This is a genomic window from Citrobacter amalonaticus (genome assembly GCF_001559075.2).
GTDB classification, from domain to species: domain Bacteria; phylum Pseudomonadota; class Gammaproteobacteria; order Enterobacterales; family Enterobacteriaceae; genus Citrobacter_A; species Citrobacter_A amalonaticus_F.
In genome coordinates, this window is the sequence record NZ_CP014015.2 from 3,992,946 (window position 1) to 4,015,455 (window position 22,510).

The 22,510-nt window shown below is 48.4% G+C and carries 22 protein-coding genes and 2 pseudogenes; 20 read left to right on the forward strand and 4 right to left on the reverse strand.

Annotated features, from left to right (window positions below):
• The first annotated feature begins 67 nt into the window (after positions 1 to 67).
• From AL479_RS19330 to AL479_RS19370, 10 genes and pseudogenes are all read left to right on the forward strand, one after another.
• Entirely contained in the window at positions 68 to 1,204 is a 1,137-nt protein-coding gene (locus AL479_RS19330; protein ID WP_061077241.1) for a P22 phage major capsid protein family protein, read from the forward strand.
• A gap of 39 nt (positions 1,205 to 1,243) precedes the next feature.
• Entirely contained in the window at positions 1,244 to 1,453 is a 210-nt protein-coding gene (locus tag AL479_RS19335) for a hypothetical protein (RefSeq protein WP_061077242.1), read from the forward strand.
• Positions 1,454 to 1,456: 3 nt separating this feature from the next.
• On the forward strand, positions 1,457 to 1,849 hold the full coding sequence (locus AL479_RS19340) for a hypothetical protein (RefSeq protein WP_061077243.1): 393 nt from the start codon (positions 1,457 to 1,459) through the stop codon (positions 1,847 to 1,849).
• 1 nt (position 1,850) lies between these two features.
• Positions 1,851 to 2,234 carry a hypothetical protein gene (locus AL479_RS19345; protein WP_061077244.1) on the forward strand — a complete coding sequence of 128 codons (384 nt, stop codon included), beginning with the start codon at positions 1,851 to 1,853 and terminating at the stop codon, positions 2,232 to 2,234.
• Between the two features lies 1 nt (position 2,235).
• Positions 2,236 to 2,616 carry an HK97 gp10 family phage protein gene (locus AL479_RS19350; protein WP_061077245.1) on the forward strand — a complete coding sequence of 127 codons (381 nt, stop codon included), beginning with the start codon at positions 2,236 to 2,238 and terminating at the stop codon, positions 2,614 to 2,616.
• Complete coding sequence (locus AL479_RS19355; RefSeq protein WP_061077246.1) at positions 2,613 to 3,005, forward strand: phage tail terminator-like protein; 393 nt, start codon at positions 2,613 to 2,615, stop codon at positions 3,003 to 3,005. Before AL479_RS19350 ends, AL479_RS19355 begins: the two co-directional genes overlap by 4 nt.
• Before the next feature lie 24 nt (positions 3,006 to 3,029).
• Positions 3,030 to 3,977, forward strand: a pseudogene (locus tag AL479_RS19360) (phage tail tube protein); the annotation flags it as partial.
• 33 nt (positions 3,978 to 4,010) lie between these two features.
• Entirely contained in the window at positions 4,011 to 4,205 is a 195-nt protein-coding gene (locus AL479_RS24140) for an Ig-like domain-containing protein (protein WP_335621911.1), read from the forward strand.
• A gap of 62 nt (positions 4,206 to 4,267) precedes the next feature.
• Positions 4,268 to 4,735 (forward strand): hypothetical protein, encoded by a 468-nt coding sequence (locus AL479_RS19365; RefSeq protein WP_061077248.1) that lies wholly within the window; start codon positions 4,268 to 4,270, stop codon positions 4,733 to 4,735.
• A gap of 89 nt (positions 4,736 to 4,824) precedes the next feature.
• Entirely contained in the window at positions 4,825 to 5,052 is a 228-nt protein-coding gene (locus AL479_RS19370) for a hypothetical protein (RefSeq protein ID WP_061077249.1), read from the forward strand.
• A 20-nt stretch (positions 5,053 to 5,072) separates the two neighbouring features.
• Here AL479_RS19370 and AL479_RS19375 read toward each other — a convergent pair whose 3' ends face one another.
• Positions 5,073 to 5,627 (reverse strand): hypothetical protein, encoded by a 555-nt coding sequence (locus AL479_RS19375; protein ID WP_061077250.1) that lies wholly within the window; start codon positions 5,625 to 5,627, stop codon positions 5,073 to 5,075.
• Positions 5,628 to 5,721: 94 nt separating this feature from the next.
• Between AL479_RS19375 and AL479_RS19380 the strand changes: the two genes are divergently transcribed.
• The 9 genes and pseudogenes from AL479_RS19380 to AL479_RS19415 all read left to right on the forward strand — a co-directional run bounded on the left by AL479_RS19380 (position 5,722) and on the right by AL479_RS19415 (position 16,787).
• Positions 5,722 to 8,538 (forward strand): phage tail tape measure protein, encoded by a 2,817-nt coding sequence (locus AL479_RS19380; protein ID WP_081093683.1) that lies wholly within the window; start codon positions 5,722 to 5,724, stop codon positions 8,536 to 8,538.
• Between the two features lie 3 nt (positions 8,539 to 8,541).
• Positions 8,542 to 9,135, forward strand: a complete 594-nt coding sequence (locus AL479_RS19385; RefSeq protein ID WP_061077251.1) for a hypothetical protein — start codon at positions 8,542 to 8,544, stop codon at positions 9,133 to 9,135.
• The gene (locus tag AL479_RS19390; RefSeq protein WP_061077252.1) at positions 9,135 to 9,719 is read left to right on the forward strand and encodes a hypothetical protein; all 585 of its coding nucleotides are present in this window, start codon (positions 9,135 to 9,137) and stop codon (positions 9,717 to 9,719) included. The genes AL479_RS19385 and AL479_RS19390 overlap by 1 nt, the downstream gene beginning before the upstream one ends.
• A gap of 6 nt (positions 9,720 to 9,725) precedes the next feature.
• Positions 9,726 to 10,124, forward strand: a complete 399-nt coding sequence (locus tag AL479_RS19395; RefSeq protein WP_044257088.1) for a DUF6950 family protein — start codon at positions 9,726 to 9,728, stop codon at positions 10,122 to 10,124.
• Entirely contained in the window at positions 10,124 to 12,844 is a 2,721-nt protein-coding gene (locus AL479_RS19400; RefSeq protein ID WP_061077253.1) for a phage tail tip fiber protein, read from the forward strand. Before AL479_RS19395 ends, AL479_RS19400 begins: the two co-directional genes overlap by 1 nt.
• Positions 12,844 to 13,788: a DUF6453 family protein gene (locus AL479_RS19405; RefSeq protein ID WP_061077254.1), complete on the forward strand. Its 945-nt coding sequence runs from the start codon at positions 12,844 to 12,846 to the stop codon at positions 13,786 to 13,788. The genes AL479_RS19400 and AL479_RS19405 overlap by 1 nt, the downstream gene beginning before the upstream one ends.
• Before the next feature lie 9 nt (positions 13,789 to 13,797).
• Positions 13,798 to 14,202: pseudogene (locus AL479_RS24245) on the forward strand (hypothetical protein); the annotation flags it as partial.
• Between the two features lie 1,569 nt (positions 14,203 to 15,771).
• A complete protein-coding gene (locus AL479_RS24250; protein ID WP_225851916.1) occupies positions 15,772 to 16,146 on the forward strand; it encodes a tail fiber domain-containing protein in 375 nt (124 codons plus the stop codon).
• Between the two features lie 254 nt (positions 16,147 to 16,400).
• On the forward strand, positions 16,401 to 16,787 hold the full coding sequence (locus tag AL479_RS19415) for a hypothetical protein (RefSeq protein ID WP_061077256.1): 387 nt from the start codon (positions 16,401 to 16,403) through the stop codon (positions 16,785 to 16,787).
• 664 nt (positions 16,788 to 17,451) lie between these two features.
• On the opposite strand, the gene AL479_RS23895 is transcribed toward AL479_RS19415, so the two are convergent.
• The gene (locus AL479_RS23895) at positions 17,452 to 17,550 is read right to left on the reverse strand and encodes a YoaK family small membrane protein (RefSeq protein ID WP_146109682.1); all 99 of its coding nucleotides are present in this window, start codon (positions 17,548 to 17,550) and stop codon (positions 17,452 to 17,454) included.
• Positions 17,551 to 18,019: 469 nt separating this feature from the next.
• Between AL479_RS23895 and fhuE the strand changes: the two genes are divergently transcribed.
• Entirely contained in the window at positions 18,020 to 20,230 is a 2,211-nt protein-coding gene (gene fhuE / locus AL479_RS19425; RefSeq protein WP_061077258.1) for a ferric-rhodotorulic acid/ferric-coprogen receptor FhuE, read from the forward strand.
• Positions 20,231 to 20,652: 422 nt separating this feature from the next.
• Here the strand turns inward: fhuE and AL479_RS19430 are convergent, their stop codons facing one another.
• A complete protein-coding gene (locus AL479_RS19430; protein WP_061077259.1) occupies positions 20,653 to 21,399 on the reverse strand; it encodes an SDR family NAD(P)-dependent oxidoreductase in 747 nt (248 codons plus the stop codon).
• A gap of 70 nt (positions 21,400 to 21,469) precedes the next feature.
• Positions 21,470 to 22,159, reverse strand: coding sequence for a helix-turn-helix transcriptional regulator (locus AL479_RS19435; protein ID WP_061077260.1), 690 nt, complete (start codon positions 22,157 to 22,159; stop codon positions 21,470 to 21,472).
• Positions 22,160 to 22,510: the final 351 nt, after the last annotated feature.

Here is a 22,510-nt window from a genome sequence, read left to right on the forward strand (position 1 = left end):
GGCGGCTGGTGCCAGAGCTGGATAGCTCAACCAACCCTATATTTAAATCTCCAAGGAATCCATACACATGGCTAACACACTTACCGGGTTGATCCCGACTATCTTTACGGCTCTGGATACCGTTTCTCGCGAGCAGGTCGGTTTTATTCCGGCCGTATCGCGCAATGCCAAATCTGATGCGGCGGCGAAGGACCAGACTGTTACTGCACCGGTTGCGCCACCTGCAACCACTGTTGACATTACGCCGGGGGCTACTGCACCAAATGATGGTGACCAGACGATTGGCACAGTTGATGTCAAAATCACCAAATCCAAAATGGCCCCTGTCAAATGGAACGGTGAGGAACAACTGGCGTTGGGGCCAGCAGGGACATACAACACCATTCTTGCGGATCAGTTTAAGCAGGCTTTTCGCGCGCTGGCTAATGAGATGGATGCAGATCTCGCAGCTTTGTATTTCGCATCCTCCCGTGCTGTCGGCACTGCCGGTACTGCTCCTTTCGGTATTGCAGGTGATTTATCAGATGCGGCAAATGCGCGCCAGGTTCTTTCGGACAACGGCTCGCCGACAACTGATTTGCAGATGGTTCTCGGTTCTTCGGCTATTGCTAACCTCCGCGGTAAACAGTCTGTTCTGTTCAAAGTGAATGAGTCCGGTACTGATGCGCTTCTTCGTGAAGGTATCGTGGGGCGGCTGGAAGGGTTCAATATCCACGAATCCGCTCATATTAAGAAACATGCTGCGTCTCCTGCGACTGGGTATCTTGTGAATGGGGCAAAAGATGAAGGCGATATCCTGATTGCGATTGACACTGGTACTGGCGCCATCGCAGCCGGTGACATCGTGATGTTTGAGGGGGACAGCAATAAATACCTTGTTGCTGCCGCGACTGCCACGATTATCACTCTGGCCGCTCCGGGCTTACGTCAGGCGCTTGTTGATAATACCGCTATTACTGCTGGTGGTACCTACACCGCAAATATGGCGTTCGATCGTAACGCATTCCTTCTGGCTTCCCGTACGCCTGCAATGCCGCAGGGTGGCGACACTGCGGATGATGTGATGAACGTTACCGATCCGGTATCTGGTATTACTTACCAGGTGGCGCTGTACCGACAGTACCGCCAGGTACGCTACGAAGTTGGTCTGTCATGGGGCGTGGCGGCAGTGAAAACAGAGCATAGCTGCTTAATTCAGGGTTAATTATCAGGGGGGCTGCGGCCCCTTTTTAATGGAGGGTTTATGGCTGGACTAACCAAAGAGCAGCGTGCTGCAGAAAAGCTTACCGCTGAACGGACTATGCAAAACAATTCAGAGCAGCAGGAGCTGCAGGGCATTCTGGTTGCTATGGTAACTGACTTCTCAGTATTTCCCGGCGCGCCCACCACCGCAGACGTGCATCCTGACGAAGTGGAAAACTGGAAGGCGGCAGGTTGGCGCATAGAGGAGTGATTCATGATCACCTACATCACGGTAGCGGATGTTGATCATATCCTCGGTGCCGACTGGACTGATGCCAGTAAAAAAGAAAAATCCGTGAAAATGGCGAATGCCTGGCTGAACGGATTATATCTGCGGGTTTGCCCGGATGACATTCCTGATGATGTCAAAGAGGCTGGTGCGTATGTTTCGTCGGTTGCTGCAGCCGGAAAACTTTACCAGCAAAAAACTGATTCAGGCGTAGTGACCAGCAAATCAGTCGAGGCTAAAGGCGTCAGTGTGTCGAAATCATTCGCGGAATTATCCACCAATAGCACTGCATTGCTCGATCCTGACTTGCAGTTCGCTCTGGCGTTGCTAAAGCCATATGGCGTCAATCAGTCACAAATCAGGCTGGTGAGGGGGTGATGTGGGACTTCGTGACGAACTTCAGGCAGAAATCGCCGCTGCTTTCGACGATGACCTTGCCGACGCTGTTAATGCGTTCACTGGTTCCTATGTGATTCAAACAGGATGGGATCCCGTTACGGAAACCGGAGGGAAAACCACTGTTACGTATACCGGACGTGGCGTGCTGGCTGATTACAGCGTTGAGCGCATTGATGGCTTGAACATCCTCAAAGGTGATATTGAACTGGTGGCGCTGGTGAACGAAGTGACCGATAAGCCGAAAGTTGACCATATCATCGAAGCGCCTGACCTGGTTACTGGTGAGCAACAGCGATACAAGGCGATTTCTGTGGAAACAGATCCAGCGGGAGCCGCTTATTCCATTCAGTTGCGGAGGGTGTGATATGGCGAACGGGTGGAGTATCGACCCCTCTGTTTTTATGAATCAGGTTGAGGAAGACGTTGGTAAAAAATTGCGTTTTATCTCGCTTCAGTTGCTGAATGAAATTGTCTCTCGCTCTCCGGTCGATACCGGGCGTTTCCGTGCGAATAATCAGGTGAGTATTGGCTCTCCTGAATACGGCACCACCGATACAACAGATAAAAATGGATCGGCGACTTTTCAGCAAGGCAGCGCTGTTATCGTGCAAGGAAAACCTTATTCAGTCATCTACATTCAGAATAACCTCCCATACGCGGAACCTCTTGAGAATGGTCACTCGCAGCAGGCTCCGGCAGGTATCTACGCTGTCTCATTCCACGGTGTAACACAGGCCTACAAATGACCCTTACAGAAATTCGTAACGCTGTCATTGCTCGCATGACGGCGCAGACGGCTATTGCTGAAAGTGACGTGACATACCCTAACGACCCGACATTCGACCCGAAAGGAAAGGATATTTGGGCGCGTGTGACAAACATAGCCGGTCAGGCAGGCGCGACGGAAATCGGCGCGGGTCCCGTTGTACACAGAACGGGGATTGTCATTATCCAGCTTTTTGTTCCCGCCGGTTCTCACTCATTACCAATAACTCAGGCCGCCGACAAAATTGTTTCTTTGTTCGAGTTCCGGGATGACGGCGCACTGAGCTATTTCGCAGCATCAGCATACGAAGTCGGTGATGCCAATGGTTGGTATCAATGGAACATCAACATCCCTTACCGCGCGACTTAGCGCCAAATAACAGGAGGTAACCAGATGTCATCTGGAGCCAAAGTTCTTAGTGCATTCGTGCGCGAAACTACTCCCGGAGTGACCCCAACGGGTATTCCATGGAACCTTTTCAAACGCACAAGTTGGGGCGTTGGCCCGTCCCAGAATACCAATGACAACGATGAAATCGGCGGCACTCGAATGGCGCAGGGCGCTACGCTGGGAACGGTCGATGTTGGCGGCGATGTCGGGGCAAAATTCCGCTATGGCCAGCATGATGACTTCCTGGCTTCGTGTTTTGGCGCGGAGTGGGCGGGTAATGTGCTGACGATGGGGAATGACCGTATCTCTTTCTCACTCGCAACATACGCGTCGGACGTTGGTATTGCCTCCATTGTCCGCGGCGCGCAGGTAAGTGTGTTCCAGTTGGCGGTCCCGAATGATGGCGACGTTACCGCGACAGTCACATTCGCCGGGCTGGGCTGGGGCTCAAAAGCAGACGATACGAGCTACATCACCGGTACTCCTGCAGATAATGCTGGCGAACTGCGTTACTCGTTCAAAGAGGTCACAGCAATCAACCTGAACGGGATCGACGGCGGTGATGGTTTCTGTATCGATACCTTCAACATCCAGTTCGACAATAACGTCCAGACGCAGCGCTGTATCGGCACCGGTTCACCGTTTGCCGGGGCGAACATCCCTACTACCTTTACGCCGTCAGGTTCGATCACACTCTCATGGTCTAAAGCTGCGTGGGAGGTCTGGAGCAAAACGCTTACCGGCGCAACCGTGCCATTCAGTTTCACGCTGGCGAACGACGAAGGGCAGTACACGTTTGACTTCCCGAAAGTGCAGGTCGCCGGTGACTGGCCGGATGGCGGCAATACTGACATTATCCAGGTTCAACTGGATATCACTGCGGCCGACGAGTCGCCGACGATTACCCGCGCTGTTACCGTCCCAGCCACGGCAATCAGCGTAACGCCAGCAACTTCATCAGGTGATGTCGGTACTTCCGTCACGCTGACAGCGAACCTTACCCCGGCTGGTGCGACTGATGCTGTGCAGTGGGAGTCATCAGATCAGACGGTCGCAACGGTGGTATCGACAGGCCAAAAAACCTGCCAGGTAGACAGAGTCGGTGACGGCACCGCAACGATAACCGGCAAAGTGCGAGGCTTCACCGCCACCGCCGAGATTACCGTAACCGAACCATAAAATTTCCCTTGCCCGTTCCGCTCTGCATGGCGGCGCGGGCTTTTTTAATGCAGGAGCTTTTAATGATCATCTTGACTCCACGAATTGATATTGGCGGCGAGCGCTGGTTTACACCGCTGAAAGATATGAAACCCATTGAAGGGCTGAAACTACTCGTCAGCAGTATTGATAACGATCAGTACCGCTCGCGCAATGCGCTTATCCGCCGCCATATTGAAAAGATGGATGCCAGTTACCAGGTTGGAACCAGCGAATTTAGCCTGTCATCGATCGGAGAAATTGACTCCGCTGATGACCTGCTGATCGATAACTGCGCGCGTTACCTGCTGAAAGACTGGAAGGGCGTCGGTGAGCTTGTTGATGGCGAAGAGGTTCCGATTGAGTACACGCCGGAACGCGGTGCTGCACTTATGAAACAGGAACCAGTGATTTACTGGCAAATTCTGGCTGAAGCCGCCAGCATCGCCCAGGGGAAAGAACAGCAAAAGCAGGAAACCGTAAAAAAGCCATCGAAGCGCAAAAGTGGCTGAGTGAGTTCGGCGGGGAGCAGGGTGAAAAGGCAAAGTGGCGAAGGGAGAAATTAAAACTCCCGCCAATTCCAGAGCCTGAAATTGACGGTGTGACAGGGGAAATCCTCAACGCCTACTCCGTTATCTCCCGCTCCCGTCTGTATGCAGGGATGGCGGGCGTACCGCTTCCGATCTCACTTCATGATATTGAGCGCTTTCTTTCTGCCAGGCCGCTTCTCATTGATCGTGATGAATTTGACGCTGCGATATTTGCCCTCGATAACGCATGGCGTGAAGAGTGGGTAATGAATCAGAAGACTGGAACAATCGTAAACTAACTCAATCTCGGGCCTGTTGCTTAAACCATTTTTGCAACCAATCGCTTAGCTGTTAATGCTGAAATGGATGAGTAACATGCGAGTAATTCTTCTTGGGTTAGATCAGTTAGATTGGGATACAGCTCTCTGATTTTAGAAACAACAATCGGTGGTTCTTCAGGAAGAGATTTTATCAATTCAAGCGCTCTGCGGTATTTCCCGGTTGGTGCGTTAGGCCTAAATCCATATTTTTTACACATGATTTGCGAAAACCAAACAGCGATACCTTCCTCCAGATAAGATGCAGGATCATTTCGAGGGTTTAGTATATGTACAGCCTCATGAGCCATCTCAAACAAGAAGCAAGGCCAACCAGCTTTTGAACCATTACTGAGATGAACAATACATATTTTCTCCCCATTTATTACCATTCCTGAAGCTCGAGGTGAGTGGTCTCCATATATGATTGTTGGATTGATTTTATAAGAAGTATCTCGGTGACCAAAAACATTTTCAGCTTCCGCGATGATCATCATCATAGCGTTGACACCGACAGATAAATCCTCACTAGGTAATTTATTGGGCAGTTGAAACATGAAAACCTCCATTATTTTTTAGTTATATCGGCAACGAACATTAATACCTTAAAAAATCGCTAATGAAAGGCGTTTTTTCCGTTTGGAGATCGCAATGTCAGAGCAGACATCCCGCCTCGCCATCATCATCGACAGCACAGGCGCAGAAAAAAAAGCAGAAAGCCTGACCAGCGCCCTACATGGATTGACTGAATGGGGGCAGAAAGCAGCGGCCAGCGCCGGGAAGGTAACAAAAGCCACCGAGGAAGAATCGGCAGCATTATCGGAACTGCTTGACCGCATTGATCCGGTTAATGCTGCGCTGAATAAGCTGGATAAACAACGGCAGCAACTGGCGAAATTCAAGTCGAAAGACATGCTGGACGATGAGACTTTTGATGTCTATTCGAAAAAAATCGATGAGGCACGTAACCGTCTCACTGGATTTTCAGACCAGTTGAAAAATACTGGCATGTCTGCAAAGCAGACCGCTTTTGCCATGCGACTTGTTCCGATGCAAATGACCGATATCGTCACAAGCTTAGCCGCAGGGCAACCACCATTGATGGTTCTGTTACAGCAGGGCGGTCAGTTAAAGGACATGTTCGGCGGCATTGGTCCTGCAGCCAAGGCTATGGGGGGATATATTCTTGGGCTGGTTAACCCTTTCACCCTGGCGGCAGCCGCTGTTGGTGTTCTTGGATTGGCTTATTACCAGGGGAGCCAGGAACAGGACGCTTTTAATAAATCACTTATCCTGACGGGTAATCAGGTAGGGAAAACATCAAGCCAACTGGCTGATATCGCTGCGCGCGCTGGTGTGGCGGCAAACTCTATCACTGGTAAAGCGGCATCGACGTTAAATCTACTGGTGGAATCTGGAAAGGTTGCCGGTGATTCGCTTGAGCGCGTGACAACTGCCGTTGTTAAAACGAGTGAAGCCACTGGTATTGCGACCGATCAACTGGTGGACGACTTCAACAAAATAGCCGCCGATCCGCTGGATGCAATCACCAAACTAAATGACCAGTACCACTTCCTGACGCTGGCGACTTACAACCAGATTAAAGCCCTTCAGGATGAAGGTAACCAGCAGGAAGCGGCACGTGTCGCTACAGACGCATATGCAAACACCATGCAGCAGCGTGCAACTGACATTCAACAGAATCTTGGTTTGTTGGAAAAGGCATGGAATGGTTTGGCTGGAGCCGCAAAAAGCGCCTGGGATGCCATGCTTGATGTTGGGCGAGATTCTGGCGGTAATGAACGCATTGCACAAATTCGTAAGGAACTGGACTGGATCGATAACGCCGTTGGTGGGAAAGCTGTTTTTGGTGCTCGACGTAATGAGCTTGAGCAGGAGTTAAACATCCTGCAACTCACGATGACAGCTCAAGCTGATGTCAGTGGTGCTGTGTCTGAAGCAAATAAGGCTGAGCAGCAACGCATCAAAACCCAGCAGGAAGCGGATCGCGTCAACCAGCAGTTCTTGTCGAATGCTGATAAGAGAAACAAGGCGATTCAGCAACAGAAGAAGTTTCTGGATGCCGGGGCGATCAGTGCGGATCAGTATGCGAAAAATGTTTCTCGCATTAATGAAATGTACAAAGACCCAAAAACGCCAGCAGCGCCAAAAGGTAAAGCCGCTACTGAAGATGCAGGGCAACGTATGATTGATCAGCTCAACCAGCAAAACGCCCTGCTGGTTACTCAGGCTGAAGCAACAAACAAACTGTCTTCTTCTGAACAGGAACTCATCAAATGGCGTCAACAGCTTTCCACTCTGGAAACACGATCACCATCCCAATTAACTACCGCACAAAAATCGCTACTGCTTCGTAAAGACGAAATTACTTCATTGATGGAGCGCAATGCCCAACAGGAGAAAAATAACCGCCTGATGAAGGAGGCGACGGAACTTGCATCGTATCGCAGTACGCTTGAGATGGGGCTGGATAATTTGCGAGCCAGCTATGCTGTTCAGGATTCTGGTTTCGGTCTGGGTGAGAAGCAGCAGAAACAGATGCAAGAACTGCTTCAACTGGAACAAAAATATAATGCCCAGCGACAGCAACTTGATCGTGATTATGCAGATAAATCGAAAGGTATGAGCGAGGAGACGTATAACGCTAAATCACAAATGCTGACTGATGCATTAGGTCGTGAGAGGGCAATAATGCAGCAACACTATGAAGACCTCGACGCGATGAACAATGACTGGCTGGGCGGCGTTGAGCAGGGGGGGCGAAACTGGATGGATACAGCATCGACGTATTCTACCCAGATGTCTGGCGTTGTTCAGGGAGCGATGAGTGGCCTTGTCGATACGATGGCCGACGGGTTGAGCGGTAGTAAAGCGGACTGGAACGAGTGGTCTATGAGCGTTCTGAAGTCCCTTCAAAAAGTGTTACTGAACGCGATGATCGTAAACGGCATCAAATCAATGCAAGGCGCAGGTATTTGGGGCTCGTTATTTGGTTCAGCGAACAGCGGTGGATCAACTCCTTCCGGAGTCTATGGCAGTGCATCAAGTGGGCTGGATTTCTTCAAACAAAATGCTAAAGGTGGGGTTTATGACTCTCCATCACTTAGCGCATATTCTGGCGGTGTATTTGATTCACCAAAGCTTTTTGCCTTCGCTAAAGGCGCTGGTGTATTTGGTGAAGCCGGACCGGAAGCAATTATGCCTCTTGCCAGAACGCCTGACGGGAATCTGGGGGTCAGGATGATGGGAGAGCAGGGGGGAGGTTTCTCTGGCGACATAATCGTTCAGCAAACGATTCATGTTTCAGGAAATGGCGACGCTGCATTGAATCGAGCAATGGAAGATGCTGCCAGAAAAGGGGCTAGCGACGGCGCCAGACAGGCCAGACAGGAAATGCTTCAGGATTTTCAGAACCGTGGGCAGGGGCGGAGATTACTAGGAGTTTAACAGATGGCTGATGTATTAGAGTGGCCAGGGCCTCGCCCTTCATCCCTCCACTGGTATCTCGAGTCGAATACCAAAACATTCAGATCTCCATTCAATGGCTCATCCCAGGTAGCGCGCTTTCCGGGGTCCCGGTGGAAATGTACTGTCGGCTATGACGTTCTGGATGACGCTCAGGCCAGAAAAATTGAGGCAGTACTGGCGTCACTGGACGGTGAATATGGACGTGTGAAAATTCGCGACTGGGGGCGTGATGGTGGCTCGACTGCCGCCACAGTGTTAGTGGCGGATGCGAATCAAACAGGAAGTACCCTTTCAACTAAAGGCTGGCCGGCTAATACGATAGTGATGCAAGCCGGTTACTACCTGACTGTAAATTCGGAACTGAAAAAAGTGACTGAGGATGTATTCAGCAATTCCAGCGGTGTTGCTGTGATCCCTATATCCCCAATGCTGCGGTCATCTCCGGCGGCAAATAGTACGGTAGAGGTGCGAGAGCCATGGGGGATATTCAAGCTTTCGGATAACTTGCAGAGCGCATTTGATCGTAAACCGGGTGGGATAACGTCAATGACCATTGAATTTGAGGAGGCGTTTTAATGTTGTATTCACCATTTTCTGACGCCATGGTTGACTGGCTTTCCCGCGACCGGGTGACAGCGGTGATCGCTGCCAGTATTCAGTTTGAATCCGGCACTGTGTATGTGCATTCCGGTACCGGGACGATAGTGCTGGGTGGCTACGTCTATTACGGCATGGGACGCATGGGATCGATTGACGATGCCACTGAGACGAACACGACAAGCCCGACGCAGGTGAAGATGACGCTTTCCGGGCTCGACCTGTCGCTATTTGCCAAAACACTGAATGAACGTTGTGTTGGTCGCAATGCTGAAATCTATCTGGTTGCGATGGATGACAACGGCGTGGTGCAGGTTGCCGATCTTCTGTTTAAAGGGAAGGTAACTGGTACCGGGGCCACTGCCGGAGAGACCAACGCTCTTCAGTACACCATCAGTAATATTTTTGAAGACTGGCAACGACCTTTCCCGGATCGCTATACCGACGAATCACAACAGGCCTCTTATTCTGGTGACCGCATATTTCGCTATGTGGCGCAGATGGCTGAGCGTTCCATTTTCTGGGGCAACAAAAAGGATGCGCCAGGGTTTACTTATAAGTGAGGAAGCATGAAGCACCCTGACTGGCAAAACAGACTAAATGCAGTGATGAAGGCCGCTATTGAGCGGCCTTTTTCATGGGGCAAACATGACTGTTGCCTGTTTGCGGCAGACTGCGCTCAGGCCATGTGTGGCGATGACTATGCGGCAGACTGGCGTGGAACTTATGACAGTGAAACCGGCGCAAAGAAAGCGATTCTTACAGGTGGCGGGACGCTGGAAAAAGTGATTGGCAAATACCTTGACGAGGTTCCGGTGAAACTGGCTCAGCGTGGGGACATCGCCATTGTCGAGAACGGCGGGGCGAAGTGCGCTGGCGTGGTGTATTCCGGCTCGGTCTGGGTGCCGGGTGAAAATGGTCTGGTGAGTTTACGGGTTAAACCGCTGAGTGTCTGGAGGGTTCGCTAATGCCTGCTGCTATTCCTGTCATTGCGACCGTTGCAGCAGGTGCTGCTGCTTCATATCAGTATTACGGGATCGCAATGGCTATCACTGTTGCCGCCCAGGTTGCAACTCAGGCACTCACCAAAAAACCATCCATTGATTCATACCGTGACACATCAGAACGTAAACAGGTTCTTCGTGCAGCGGCCAGCGCCAAAACGGTTGTGTATGGACGTACCACTGCCGCCGGTACGTTGTTCTTTTCAGAAGAACAGCCCGGCCAGCAGGATGATGGTGAAATGTTGCACCTGGCCGTTGCTCTCGCAGGGCATTCATTATCCAGCATCGGAACGGTATGGCTCGGCGACGAACCCATCAGCAGTTATCCCGAGCATGCATCATTCCAGTTGCACACGAACCGGCAGACCTCTGATCCGTTCATGCTGTCGAACTGCCCGTCATGGAAAAATGACATGATCGGCAAGGGGATCACATGGCTACGTGTCTCCCTGAAATTCAGCGCAGAGAAATTCCCGTCCGGTATTCCCAATATCAAGGTAGAGAAATTTGGGCGCGTCGTATACGACCCGAGAACAGGCCTGACCGGTTACAGCAATAACGCAGCGCTGGTCATCCTGGACTATTACCGCAACTACCTGAAGGTTCCTGATTCAGACATTAACTGGGATCAGTTTCAGGAAGCCGCCAACATCTGCGATGAGGATGTGATCACCGGCGGCAATACCGTCGAAAGACGCTACACGATCAACGGTGAGTTTGACCTCAGCGAAAACAAGGTGAGCATTCTGGAGGGGATGCTTGCGGCCTGTGCAGGAGACGTGACCTATATTGCCGGTAAGCATGGTTTGCTGGTTGGCGCGTACTATGGCCCGGCAACGGAAGTGATCACCGAAAGCCAGCTGGCCGGTGATATCGAAATCATGCCGGAAGTCTCCCAGTCGGAGCGTGTTAACACTATCAAGGGAACATTCGTCGATCCGCAACAGGGATTTACTGAAGCTGATTTCCCATCCGTATCGGTAAGCGAGTGGGTGGCGGAGGACGGCGTCGAAATCTCGCAGGATATGAAACTGCGATTTGTGACGAGTGAGTTTCAGGCGCAGCGCCTGGCTGATGTGAAGTTAAAGCGTACCCGTATTGCCAGAACGATGAACGTTACGCTGAATCTCAGCGGTTACCGATATCGTCCTGGAATGTATGTGAAGGTCAATTTCCCGTCTATTGGCATCGTGAACGTTGAGATGCGGGTGACGGACTGGAAATTCGGTGTGCAGAACGGCGTGCAACTGACACTGAAACAGGAAACGGCTGATGTATGGGGTGATGCTGTTGGCAAGCCTATAGAGCGCCCTCCATTCACTCAGTTACCGTCCGGTGGTGTTGCCCAGCCGCAGAACATGAAGTACACCGTCGAAGAAATCGGTCAGGTGGTCCAGGGGATACTGTCCTGGGAAAATATCGGGCAGGTTGTCTATAACAAAGTCGTCATTCGTCGCAATGGCCAGATGGTGCTTTCTGTTCAGGTGCCGGGTTCTTTCACTCGTCTGACTGGGTTGCCAAGGAATACCTACACGGCGCATGTTTCAGCGGTGAATCAGATGGGGGCAGAATCGCCGGAAGCTTATCTTGAGTTCAGTGTTGAAGCGCCGCCGCCGCCCTCGCATGTTGATATTGAGCAGGGTTTCTTTGCGGTGACGATGATCCCCCGCCTTGCTGCTATCACCAACGTTTCCACCCAGTTCGATTTTTGGACATCAGGTGAGACGCAACTGTCGGGCACCTCAACTGAGATCGTTGAGGGCAATGCCAGCAGAGAGGGGATGGGCACCACGTGGACCAGCAATCAGTTGCAGGTCGGGCATACCTATTACTGGTATATCAGGACCATTAACGCATTCGGTGCTTCTGCATTTATCGAAGTTCCTGCTATGTGCTCAATGGATACAGGAAGCCTGATCGACCTCATTGATGATTCTGTTCAGAATTCTGAAGCATTCCAGAACGTTAAAGGCGGGGTTGATACAAACCTTGAAGGCATAATGGAAAATGCCCTCGCCAATCACGGCACGGTACAGCGTCAGTTTGAGCAGTACGGCGAAGTTAAAGCTGAAGTCATGACGGTTGCCACCACAGTTGCAAATCTTGATGGCGCATATGCTGAGCTGGCTGATTATGTACAGGCGCAGATCGGGCCAGATGGGTTACTGATGGCGGCTGTAAATCAGAAATTAACAGCCGAAGTGAAAAACGATGGCACTGCGAAAGCGTCGTACGAACTGAACCTTGGTATTGTCAGAAACGGTGTGAAATATAACACCGGGTTTGGCATGTCCATCGAGCCATCGGGCAGCACATATAAATCCACAGTGGTTTTTGCTGCTGATCAGTTCGGCATTTATTCTGGTAGCGATCCGGGAAATTACACCGCAGCTTTCTTTGTCTTTAACGGACAGGTATTTATCCGCGATGCGCTTATTCAGGATGGCAGTATCACCAACGCCAAAATTGGTAACTATATCCGGTCCACCTCTTTCGTTTCAGGGCCGTTAGGGGCAGGGTGGAATATCGATAAGAACGGAAATTGTGAATTCCATGGGAAATTTTATGCTGACAGTGGTCAGTTTGCATTTAATGGTGTGAATAATACGGTCGTTATTAATGGAAATGGTATCACGGTTAGTTTACCTGGTGGGGGGCGTGTCGTCGTCGGGAGGTGGTCATAATGCCGGAAGGAATACTGATTGATTATAACGATGGCAGGCCAGTGATGGCTATTACAGCGGGGCTTCGTGCCCCGTCGTTCTGCACATCGTTTTCTGGTTTGTCATCACAGGAGAGTCAGTATCCGGTAAATACATCACTGGTCGCTGGTTCTCAGGTGATTGTTATCCCCACTAATCCCATTTCCATTATTGACTTTTCCTATTATGACGTTGCGATGATGGGGAACGTAGCCAGAAATGGAAATTCAGGGGTGATAATTAGCGTGGAAACATTAGGAGGTGGCAGTTTTTACCCGGACTGGTCTGGTTATGTAATGGAAATATTATCCGCCCAGACATACAACGAAGGATTATTTGTTTCAAGCTCAACCAATTTTACTGCGATATCAAACGCCGCGAAATTAATGACCTGTGCATATACAGGGCGAATCACTGTAAATGGTAGTGCACCACTCCCGGTTAGCGGTATCCCATTTGGTAAGTGGAGCAACCCGAATGTTTCGGTTGGGTTTGATGGTGCGAATATCATCGTTCGTGATATCTCCTATTCAGGTCGAGATGATGTTGCCGGAAGTGCAACTATAGACCTTGTAATATTTAACCAGACCGCACCTGTTGGCGGTGATGGCATTACCATGACTAATGCCGCAGGACAGGTAACTTTCTCCACTCGTAAACGCCCGTTTGTTTATGACAGACAGCTTCAGATTACTGATTCATTCCAGAACATTAATAACGGGTTTTGCCAGATTACTTATACCGGGGTTCAGGTTCGTATGAATGGTGGTTACGGGAACTTAAGAACCAAAGGTGTGGTTATGTCAAACGGAAACGTCAGGTCGGCATACAACAAGGTTGTGGGTAACTACTACAGCAATGGCTGGGACATGACCAGAAACAGAAATATCACCATGCCGATTCTTATTTTACCCAATATGTATTGAGGAACCGTTATGTCAGCAGGAACATTAACCCTGACCAATAACTCAGATTTGGTCTCCGGGGTAGGCACCTCATTTTCTACGGAACTGGCCGCCGGTGATTTCGTTGTTGCTACCGTCGGTGGCGTTACTTACACCCTCCCGGTTAAGTCCGTCGAGGGTGATACTGAAATCACCCTCATCAGAAAATATCCCGGCCCTACACAGCAAGGTTCCGCGTGGAATGCAGTACCACGAGTCACGCAGAACCAGGTTACATCCGAGCTGGTGGTACAAAGCACCGAGGCGTTGCGTGGGCTGAACTATGACAAACAAAACTGGCAATCCGTATTCAGCGTGGACGGAAATATTACTGTCTTTCTGCCTGATGGCTCTTCGTTTTCAGGACCATCCTGGAAGAGTATTGCCGCCACGCTGAGTACACTTGATGTTGATTATCTCAATCAACTTGCCGCACAAATCAACCAAGATGTGCAGCAGGTTGAAGCCGATAAAAACACGGTCGTTGACACTGCTCAGCAGGTATCAACTGATGCGCAGACAGCGTCCACTGCTGCAACTGGCGCGCAGGGCTCAGCCACTGAGGCTGCCCAGAGTGAAACGAATGCTGAAGGCTATAAGGACCTGGCTCGTAAATATGCGCTTAATCCGGAGGATAATCCGGTAACAGGTAACGAATATTCGTCGTTTCATTATTCGGAGAAATCGAGAAAATCAGCAGAAGAAGCAGCATCACACAACCCTGTTGAGGCACTCGTTAAATCTCTTAACCTGTCAGACCTGGCGGACCGTGCAGCCGCCTGGCTTAACCTCCGCCCTCTTGGGTCTACTCCGCTGGCAGGAGACCCGGTAAACCCGTACGACGCAACAACACAACGCTGGGTTGAAAACTACGTATCTGGCGGTGGTGGCACAGGGCCGACCATGAACGGTGTGCAGAACTTCGGCGTAGGTATGCCGTCGCTTTGGACTAGCCGCGCATTTGTCCCAGCGTGGGCAGTGTTGTCCGATGGGCAGATCCTGAACCGCGCCGACTGGCCCGAACTATGGGCGCATGCGCAGATGCACACGCCGATCGATGATGCTATCTGGCTGTCTGACAAGACCAAACGAGGGAATTATTCTAACGGAAACGGATCAACAACTTTCCGCGTTCCTGATATGAACGGCGTACAAGACGGCTCTGTCCGGGGCCTTTATGGTCGTGGCGATGGTGGTGGTTATTATGTTCCAGGCACCGTATTTGAGAACGGCGCGCCGGAAATTGAAGGTAATTTACTATTAAGACAAGCGCGATCTGCGGCTTCGGGTAATGCGTTGGTTAATAACGCTATCGGAGCGAGCGGCCCCTTTGTACCTAACACCGGACCTAACTCCGCCTACGAACCCGTTGCGCTACACGCCACGTCGGCAACGTCCATTCAGATCATAATGTTCAAAGCGTCGCAGGCTAATAACGCGTACTCCAGATCGCCTTTCGAGGTGCGGGGTAACGGCTTTACTGGCGTCTGGATCATCCGTGCGTCCGGCGGTTTCACGGCGGCGGATACGTTATGGACAGTTACTAACGCGGATGCCGCTTTGCCGTATTCTGGAACATTAGTAAAAGGCGGAGAAGTTAAATCCGCCTATCGTGCCGGTGAGAAAACGGTGCACGAAATGGCTATGCAATCCGGCTATACGGTTGGAAACAACTTAGCTGAAGGCAATATTACACAATCGCGGTATGACGAATCCGGCGTTCTTGTTGAGGCGGAATCATATGGATTCAGGTCTAACGGCCTGGGTGGTTCAGTGATAACGCACATACCCGGGCAGACAAACAGTTTTGGTAACTGGCAGAAACTCATTTCAACGCAAAGGACGTATTTCTTAACTGGCGACACCGATACCCCGACCGGCGGTGTCGTGTTCGGGTTAAGTACCGGGCACGCTATAGCGGCGGCGGGGCAGTACGGACTTCAGGTATGCGGACGGAATAGCGGTATGTGGTTCCGTTCAGTAGAGGGAGGCAATTTCCAGGGCTGGCAGAAGGTAACATCAGCAGCCGTATGTGATTCCACGCTTAAGGATGAGATCACTGATACAGACGGCACGTTATCGCTGGAAAACATCAAAGCGATGGAGTTAAAAACCTTCGTCTATAAGGATGATGATAAGCGACGTGTACGGCGCGGGGTGATTGCCCAGCAGATCCGCAGCATCGATCCGTGCTACGTCAAGGAAGTGCACAACGGTGACGAAGTAAACCTGGTGCTGGACAGCAACCCGTTATTGCTGGATGCCATTTCCGCCGTTAAGGTTCTGGCGCGGCAGGTGGAAGAGTTGCAGGCCGAATTAAAGACGCTGAAAGGCGAGTAAAAGAAGGGGCCATTAGGCTCCTTTTTTATTCAGTATCTGAACAGTGATCTCTGAGTTTAAAGATCAGCAAGATACTCAGTTTCCACCTGTAATGGCCGATGCTGAAGGGGGAATACAAAAAACTGTAATATTTACTCATCCCCAATACTGATAAAACCTACCAAAATGTGGGTTTAGAGTAAGTATCACTGGATCTCTTATGTTGGTCTGTAGTAAATAAAATGAAAGGGCCAGGTTAAGGAAGGTAGAGGGATTTGCTTACGTTTTATGAGGTTGCAGCAATCAACCACAGATTGCTGGATATCAGTGATACATGGGCTGATTTGTGGATATGCCTTTACTATCTGCCTGTAGGAGTAGGAAGACTCAGGATGCTTCGTTACAGTGACATTACGGGAGAGATCATAACACTGAAAAAAATGGAGCATTACAAGGAAATGAAAATGTTAATGCCGCCGATAATCATTGAAATAATACAAAGACGCAGGAAAAAATATCCAGCGGATGATTATGTTTTCCAGAGTCATTCGAATAGGGTAAAGGCAGAGAAGAAACCTGTCACGGTAGTTGCATTCAATCAGGCACTGAAATCTGCTGCGTCAGGCATCACAACAAAAAGTGTTTCAAGCAAGAGTGCGTGAAAGAATAGTTATCGTAACCGCACCGTATGTAATATTTCAGGCTCGGAGAAGGGGGGGATATCCAGTAATTATTGTTTTCAAAGCAAAAGAACCATCATTGCAACAGCGATGAATGCAAGCAAGAGTAATCCCATAACCACTATGGCAAAAAAAGTTGAATCCTGAATGTAAGTTTTTTCTTCACCTTTCACAGGACCAAAAAAGATGATCCAGATGAAGATGAAAATGACTGAGATGACAACTGTTGAAATGAAAAACAGGCTCTCTCTCATATTTAACCTTTACTTCAATGGTAAATCACACCACAGGATACAAAGTATGTACCAGACCGTTACACATGACAGGGCGGTAAATATGATGAATTTCATGTCGATTACATAGCTATACCGATAATAGCATTAACTACACTGGAAGCCATGAATACCCCGCCAACAATGAAGCATGCCCGATTTTTTCTCGTAGTACCAAGTGTCAGAAGAACCACTGACAAAGCAAAAAATGGTATCGCGATTATGCTGAACGTGTTCATTCCACCCTCTTAAATCACTTATAAATGACTACAATTTTAAACGAACTTTTGTCCTTTTATTTTTGTAAAGCCCACATCATCAGATATGTCATAAACACGATGGCAAGTGTCATGTGCCACAGAAACTCCATCGATTTATGCTCCTGGTGTTGCGTATCCGCCAACGACAAACCACATAAGGAATGTCACAGCGACGATAAAGACCAGTATGGGGAAGGCTATTCCTATTCTCATATTTTTCCTGTGGTTTTGTTTGAGTCTTTCAAATCTATCTCATGTTATCAGGCACTATACCGAAAATCCATTTCAAATAGGGATAGTATTTTAGGGAGATATTCTGTATTTTCGTTCTGGTATGTTTTAATGCTTTATATGTGTTTGAAAAAACAAGGAATCGCCTACGTTATTGGAATAATAGCATTTTGAAAATAACAGATTATTTGTATCCAAAAAATCATCTGTTATTTTCTATCAAAGAATTATAGTTCTTCATAAGTTAAACCACGCAGATATTCATTTGCTCTATAACAACACCTTCAGTGCAAAGTATGCCATCCATAAATAGTAATGGAAATCACTCTCATTTGCATTTGCAGTGTGCCGCACGTCTTCTGTATGAGCATGGTTCTTGCTCTCACTTCATGAGACAGAACTTAAAACAGGAATACATACGCATACATAAAATAAATGATGAGGTATTAAAATGTCTTTCACAGAAAGATGTGGCAACCAACAACGTAACACCGCAGGACTAAAGAAGAAATTTTCTTATTCATTATTAATAAATTGCATCAGTCATGTACTCTTTGTAAACGACGCAAACGCAGTTGATAGCAGCAGTCAAAAAGATAATAATCGGTCCGAAGAATCTATAGTTGTCATATCAGATGGTCGTAACGGAAAGGTAGTGGACAGTTCCCGCTCATATACTGTGCCAGCCACAAGGGCGGGTACGAAACTGAACCTGTCTCAACGAGATATCCCTCAGTCAGTCAGTGTGATGACCCAGGAGAGAATTAAAGACCAGGACTTACAGGATGTCGGCGATGCACTGGCTAATGTTACAGGAATTTCTGCTTCGCAGAATGACTCTGAGCGCGTGGACTTTTACTCACGCGGCTTTTACATCAATAACTATACCTATGACGATATCCCCTCCACCCAGACGGGCGCGTGGAACTTTGGTGAAACGGACGGTGATTCAGCCATCTATGAGCGTATAGATGTTGTCCGTGGCTCAGCGGGACTGATGACTGGCACAGGAAATCCGGGGGCGGCCATTAACATGATCCGTAAAAAAGCCGACAGTAAAACCTTTGCCGGCAATCTGTCAGCAAGTTACGGAAGCTGGGATAACCAGCGCTACGTTGCTGATTTATCCGGGCCGCTTAATGAGTCAGGATCGCTGCGTGGCCGCGTGGTGACGGGTTACCAGGATCAGGACAGCTGGGTGGATCGCTATCATAAAAGGAAGAAGTTCCTCTACGCGACCATGGCGGCGGATATTACCGACAACACCACGCTGGACCTGGGTTATGACTACCAGAGCAGGAATACCGACGGGCCGACATGGGGAGGATTGCCCACCTGGTACAGCAACGGCAGCCGTATTGATTACAATCGTGGAGATAACCCTTCAGCGGACTGGACGCATTACAATATTCTGTCACGCAAGGTGTTCGCGAACCTGACCACCAACTTTGACAATGGCTGGCAGGCGCGTCTTAATGGAACACATGTTGAATCAGATTTTGACAGTAAACTGCTCTATGTTTCTGGTTATCCGGACCAGGCCACCGGTCTTTTTACCAACGCTGCTCCAGGCTTTGCTGGCTGGTATAAAGGCCTGCGCACACAGACTGCTGTAGATGCTTATGCCACTGGCCCATTTGAATTATTTGGTCGTCAGCATCAGTTGGTTACAGGAGTTGATTACAGCCGTCAGCGCAACCGTTATACTTACTCTTCTTCCATGCTTTCTCCGGAAGAAATTGGTGACTGGAACAACTGGAATGGTGATGTTGCTGAACCTGACTGGCCAGCATGGGCACTATCATCTGAAGATACTATCCGTCAGAATGCGGGTTATGCTGCTGCCCGTTTCTCACTTGCTGATCCACTCGCTTTAATTATTGGTGCACGTTATACCCGTTACAGTTCACATGGCACTTCCGCTGATATGGAGAAAAATAACATTACTCCTTATGGCGGCCTGGTTTACGACATCAACGAGACGTATTCGGCATTTACCAGTTATACCTCTATTTTCCAGCCGCAGACTTACCGTGATCAACAGGGGAATTATCTGAAGCCTGTAACCGGTAAGGACTATGAAGCGGGCATAAAAGGGGACTGGGATAACAGCAGAATAACTGCAAGTCTGTCTGTATTCCGCATTGAGCAAGATAATCTTGGTCAAATTCTGAGTGATACTTATGTCAATAACAGCAGTGAAAATGCTTATAAAGCAGCTAAAGGTGTTGTGAGTCGGGGTATCGATTTCGAAATCAATGGAGCGATAACGGATAATCTGAAGTTAACATTCGGTGCTACACGTTATGTTGCTAAAGATGCAACTGGTGAACGAACCAATCCTTATATGTCTCAAACCAGCCTGAAACTATTTAGTAGTTATAGCCTTCCTGTGTTACCTGAACTGACAGTTGGCGGGGGGATCAACTGGCAGAACCGCACCTATAAAAAGGCGACGAATCCATCAGGTCAGACAGAACGCATCCATCAGGGAAGTTATCCGCTGGCAAATCTGTTTGCCCGTTATCAGGTAAACAAAAACATCTCAGTACAAGGAAACATCAAAAACCTGTTTGATCGCGAATACAACACGAACCCATCGGGGGGAGTGGCATTCAATGAACCACGAAATTATTCAGTAAGTCTTAATTATAACTTCTGATTATCTTATGGCCCTCAGGGGCCATTTTTTGTATCCTATTTTAAATAGAAATTGATGGACACCACTTTGTCGGATACATCAGATTATAACCAGATAGCTCTCGCTGGACGCTTACCGGTGATCTGACATCGATTCACGTCCGGATAATATCTTGGTTTTGTCCCAACAATACCCCACATAAAAAATAGGCATTCAATAAGCCATAACAGGTTGGTTGAATGCCTCAGGGCGTGAAGCGGATATTGTTAATGGCATGATGTATGAACCAGTGGAGAGCCGATCATCAAACCTCATGTTAATCCATGCTGGAAATACTTTATCACTAGCCCTATAATGGAAGCGTTAATTATATATTCTAACACCCATTGAACCTGCCACCAGGTGAGGCAATTATTACGGTTAAAAAGGACTTAAGAGAAATTTCACTCAGCTAGATACCCACCATCAATTGGATATACTCCACCAGTACAGAACGCTGATTTGTCTGACAGCAAAAACAATATGAAGTCTGCTATTTCTTGCATTTTTGCCATCCTTTTCATTGGGTGACTATTTGTGAAACTGCGTACGATATTTTCAGGGAATTCACTCATTCGTGGGGTTTGGACATAGCCCGGCGCGACCGCATTGATTCGAATGCCTTTACATGCAAACTCAAGCGCTGCGGTTTGGGTTAAACCGATTATACCATGCTTAGCCGCGGTGTAAGGTGCCAATCCAGGAATGCCAACCAGCCCATTTACTGCAGATAAATTAACAATAGAGCCACCAGACTTCATCATCTGAGGTATCTCGTATTTTAGGCAGTAAAAAATGCCGCTCAATGAGGTAGCAATGACATTATCCCAGTTTTCAACTGTCTGTTCTGTTATGTCTTTACCATGCTCACCTGTTAAGCCTGCATTATTTACAGCATAATCAAGCCTGCCAAAATATTTGATAACGTCATCTATCATTTTCTGTACTTGTCCAGGCTGCGACACATCACATCCTATCCCCAATGCTTGTTGTCCCTGTGAAGATAACAGTTTCGCTTTTTGTTTAGCCTGCTCTGATGAGCGGGATACAATAACGACCTTAGCACCCTGTTTGTGTAATTGCTCTGCGACGGCTTCACCTATACCTGCGGTACTTCCTGTTATAATAGCAACTTTATTCTGAAAATTCATAATTCCCCCTATGAAGTAGAATTGAGTCTTACATCTGGGGAAGTATACAAATTAGCTGTGACAGTTTTTGTCAGTACTCTTTCCCTACGCAGATCCCTTCTTTTATTCTCCATTTTTTCAATAAAACCGTTCTGCTTTCCCTGTACATGGAATCCAGTAGCACAATATCTTCGATTTTATCAGTTCTGAAATGACGAAAATCATTTCTCATCTCACACCATGCAACCAAAAGCCAGCATGACTCCATATATACCAATGCGATGGGCCATATAATTCGAGAAGAGTAAACATCTTGCTTGTTACGATACGTTATTTTGATTCTTTTTCGATTTTTAATAGCATTACGAATGTCTTCGAAGAATATTTCATTCTTTTCTGAAGGACCGGTCAGATAGGATTGATTCTCAATAAGATTTTTTAATTCACCAGGAATGACGGCATGTATTTTGGCAAGCGCATTCCTTGCGGTGCTTTTGAAATTATAATCCGTATTATGAGAAACCCAATTTAACCCAAGTGTAATGGCATTGATTTCTTCATGAGAAAGATTTAAAGGAGGTAAATGAAAGTCAGACTTGATGATATATCCAATTCCTGCGCCTCCTTGAATGGATACACCCTGGTGTTGTAGCGTTTTAATATCTCTGTAAAGGGAGCGCACACTTATTCCTAATCGTTCTGAGAGAGTGGAAGCAGTGATCGGATATCGTTGCGCCCTTAATATCTGTAGTAATTCGAGAAGCCTTTCTGTTCTGGTCATGTCGAAAAATCCATCTTGATCCTGAGACTATATCTTAAAGCACCTGTCGGATAAGCATCTTAGTACAATGCAAACGTACATGCTTAAGTTGATTTGCTCCCCGTTTAATAATACACCTCAATGTTATGAGTCCATCAGGGGTGATGATGAGTGTATACTTCAGCTTCTAGCTCAGAGTTGCCCCATAGATACTTGCGTACGGGCAGCTTCGTGCAGTAGATATTGCAGCGCGGAGTATTTGTTGCAAATTTGTGTTTATGGATCGCGATGGGCGTCAGCCTGTCTCAAGTAAGAGGGTATGAATGTCGGTCAGATATGCCCGGAACATACCCCCACCCCAAAGACGGCTGG

What these genes read in the sequence shown, in the direction of transcription:
- AL479_RS19390 (WP_061077252.1), top strand. Translation starts at nt 9,135, where the DNA reads ATGTTGTATTCACCATTTTCTGACGCCATGGTTGACTGGCTTTCCCGC.
- AL479_RS19355 (WP_061077246.1), top strand. Translation starts at nt 2,613, where the DNA reads ATGACCCTTACAGAAATTCGTAACGCTGTCATTGCTCGCATGACGGCG.
- AL479_RS19380 (WP_081093683.1), top strand. Translation starts at nt 5,722, where the DNA reads ATGTCAGAGCAGACATCCCGCCTCGCCATCATCATCGACAGCACAGGC.
- AL479_RS19430 (WP_061077259.1), bottom strand. Translation starts at nt 21,399, where the DNA reads ATGAATTTTCAGAATAAAGTTGCTATTATAACAGGAAGTACCGCAGGT.
- AL479_RS19435 (WP_061077260.1), bottom strand. Translation starts at nt 22,159, where the DNA reads ATGACCAGAACAGAAAGGCTTCTCGAATTACTACAGATATTAAGGGCG.
- AL479_RS19330 (WP_061077241.1), top strand. Translation starts at nt 68, where the DNA reads ATGGCTAACACACTTACCGGGTTGATCCCGACTATCTTTACGGCTCTG.
- AL479_RS19400 (WP_061077253.1), top strand. Translation starts at nt 10,124, where the DNA reads ATGCCTGCTGCTATTCCTGTCATTGCGACCGTTGCAGCAGGTGCTGCT.
- AL479_RS19375 (WP_061077250.1), bottom strand. Translation starts at nt 5,627, where the DNA reads ATGTTTCAACTGCCCAATAAATTACCTAGTGAGGATTTATCTGTCGGT.
- fhuE (WP_061077258.1), top strand. Translation starts at nt 18,020, where the DNA reads ATGTCTTTCACAGAAAGATGTGGCAACCAACAACGTAACACCGCAGGA.
- AL479_RS19335 (WP_061077242.1), top strand. Translation starts at nt 1,244, where the DNA reads ATGGCTGGACTAACCAAAGAGCAGCGTGCTGCAGAAAAGCTTACCGCT.
- AL479_RS19365 (WP_061077248.1), top strand. Translation starts at nt 4,268, where the DNA reads ATGATCATCTTGACTCCACGAATTGATATTGGCGGCGAGCGCTGGTTT.
- AL479_RS24250 (WP_225851916.1), top strand. Translation starts at nt 15,772, where the DNA reads ATGTGGTTCCGTTCAGTAGAGGGAGGCAATTTCCAGGGCTGGCAGAAG.
- AL479_RS19340 (WP_061077243.1), top strand. Translation starts at nt 1,457, where the DNA reads ATGATCACCTACATCACGGTAGCGGATGTTGATCATATCCTCGGTGCC.
- AL479_RS19395 (WP_044257088.1), top strand. Translation starts at nt 9,726, where the DNA reads ATGAAGCACCCTGACTGGCAAAACAGACTAAATGCAGTGATGAAGGCC.
- AL479_RS23895 (WP_146109682.1), bottom strand. Translation starts at nt 17,550, where the DNA reads ATGAGAATAGGAATAGCCTTCCCCATACTGGTCTTTATCGTCGCTGTG.
- AL479_RS19385 (WP_061077251.1), top strand. Translation starts at nt 8,542, where the DNA reads ATGGCTGATGTATTAGAGTGGCCAGGGCCTCGCCCTTCATCCCTCCAC.
- AL479_RS19405 (WP_061077254.1), top strand. Translation starts at nt 12,844, where the DNA reads ATGCCGGAAGGAATACTGATTGATTATAACGATGGCAGGCCAGTGATG.
- AL479_RS19350 (WP_061077245.1), top strand. Translation starts at nt 2,236, where the DNA reads ATGGCGAACGGGTGGAGTATCGACCCCTCTGTTTTTATGAATCAGGTT.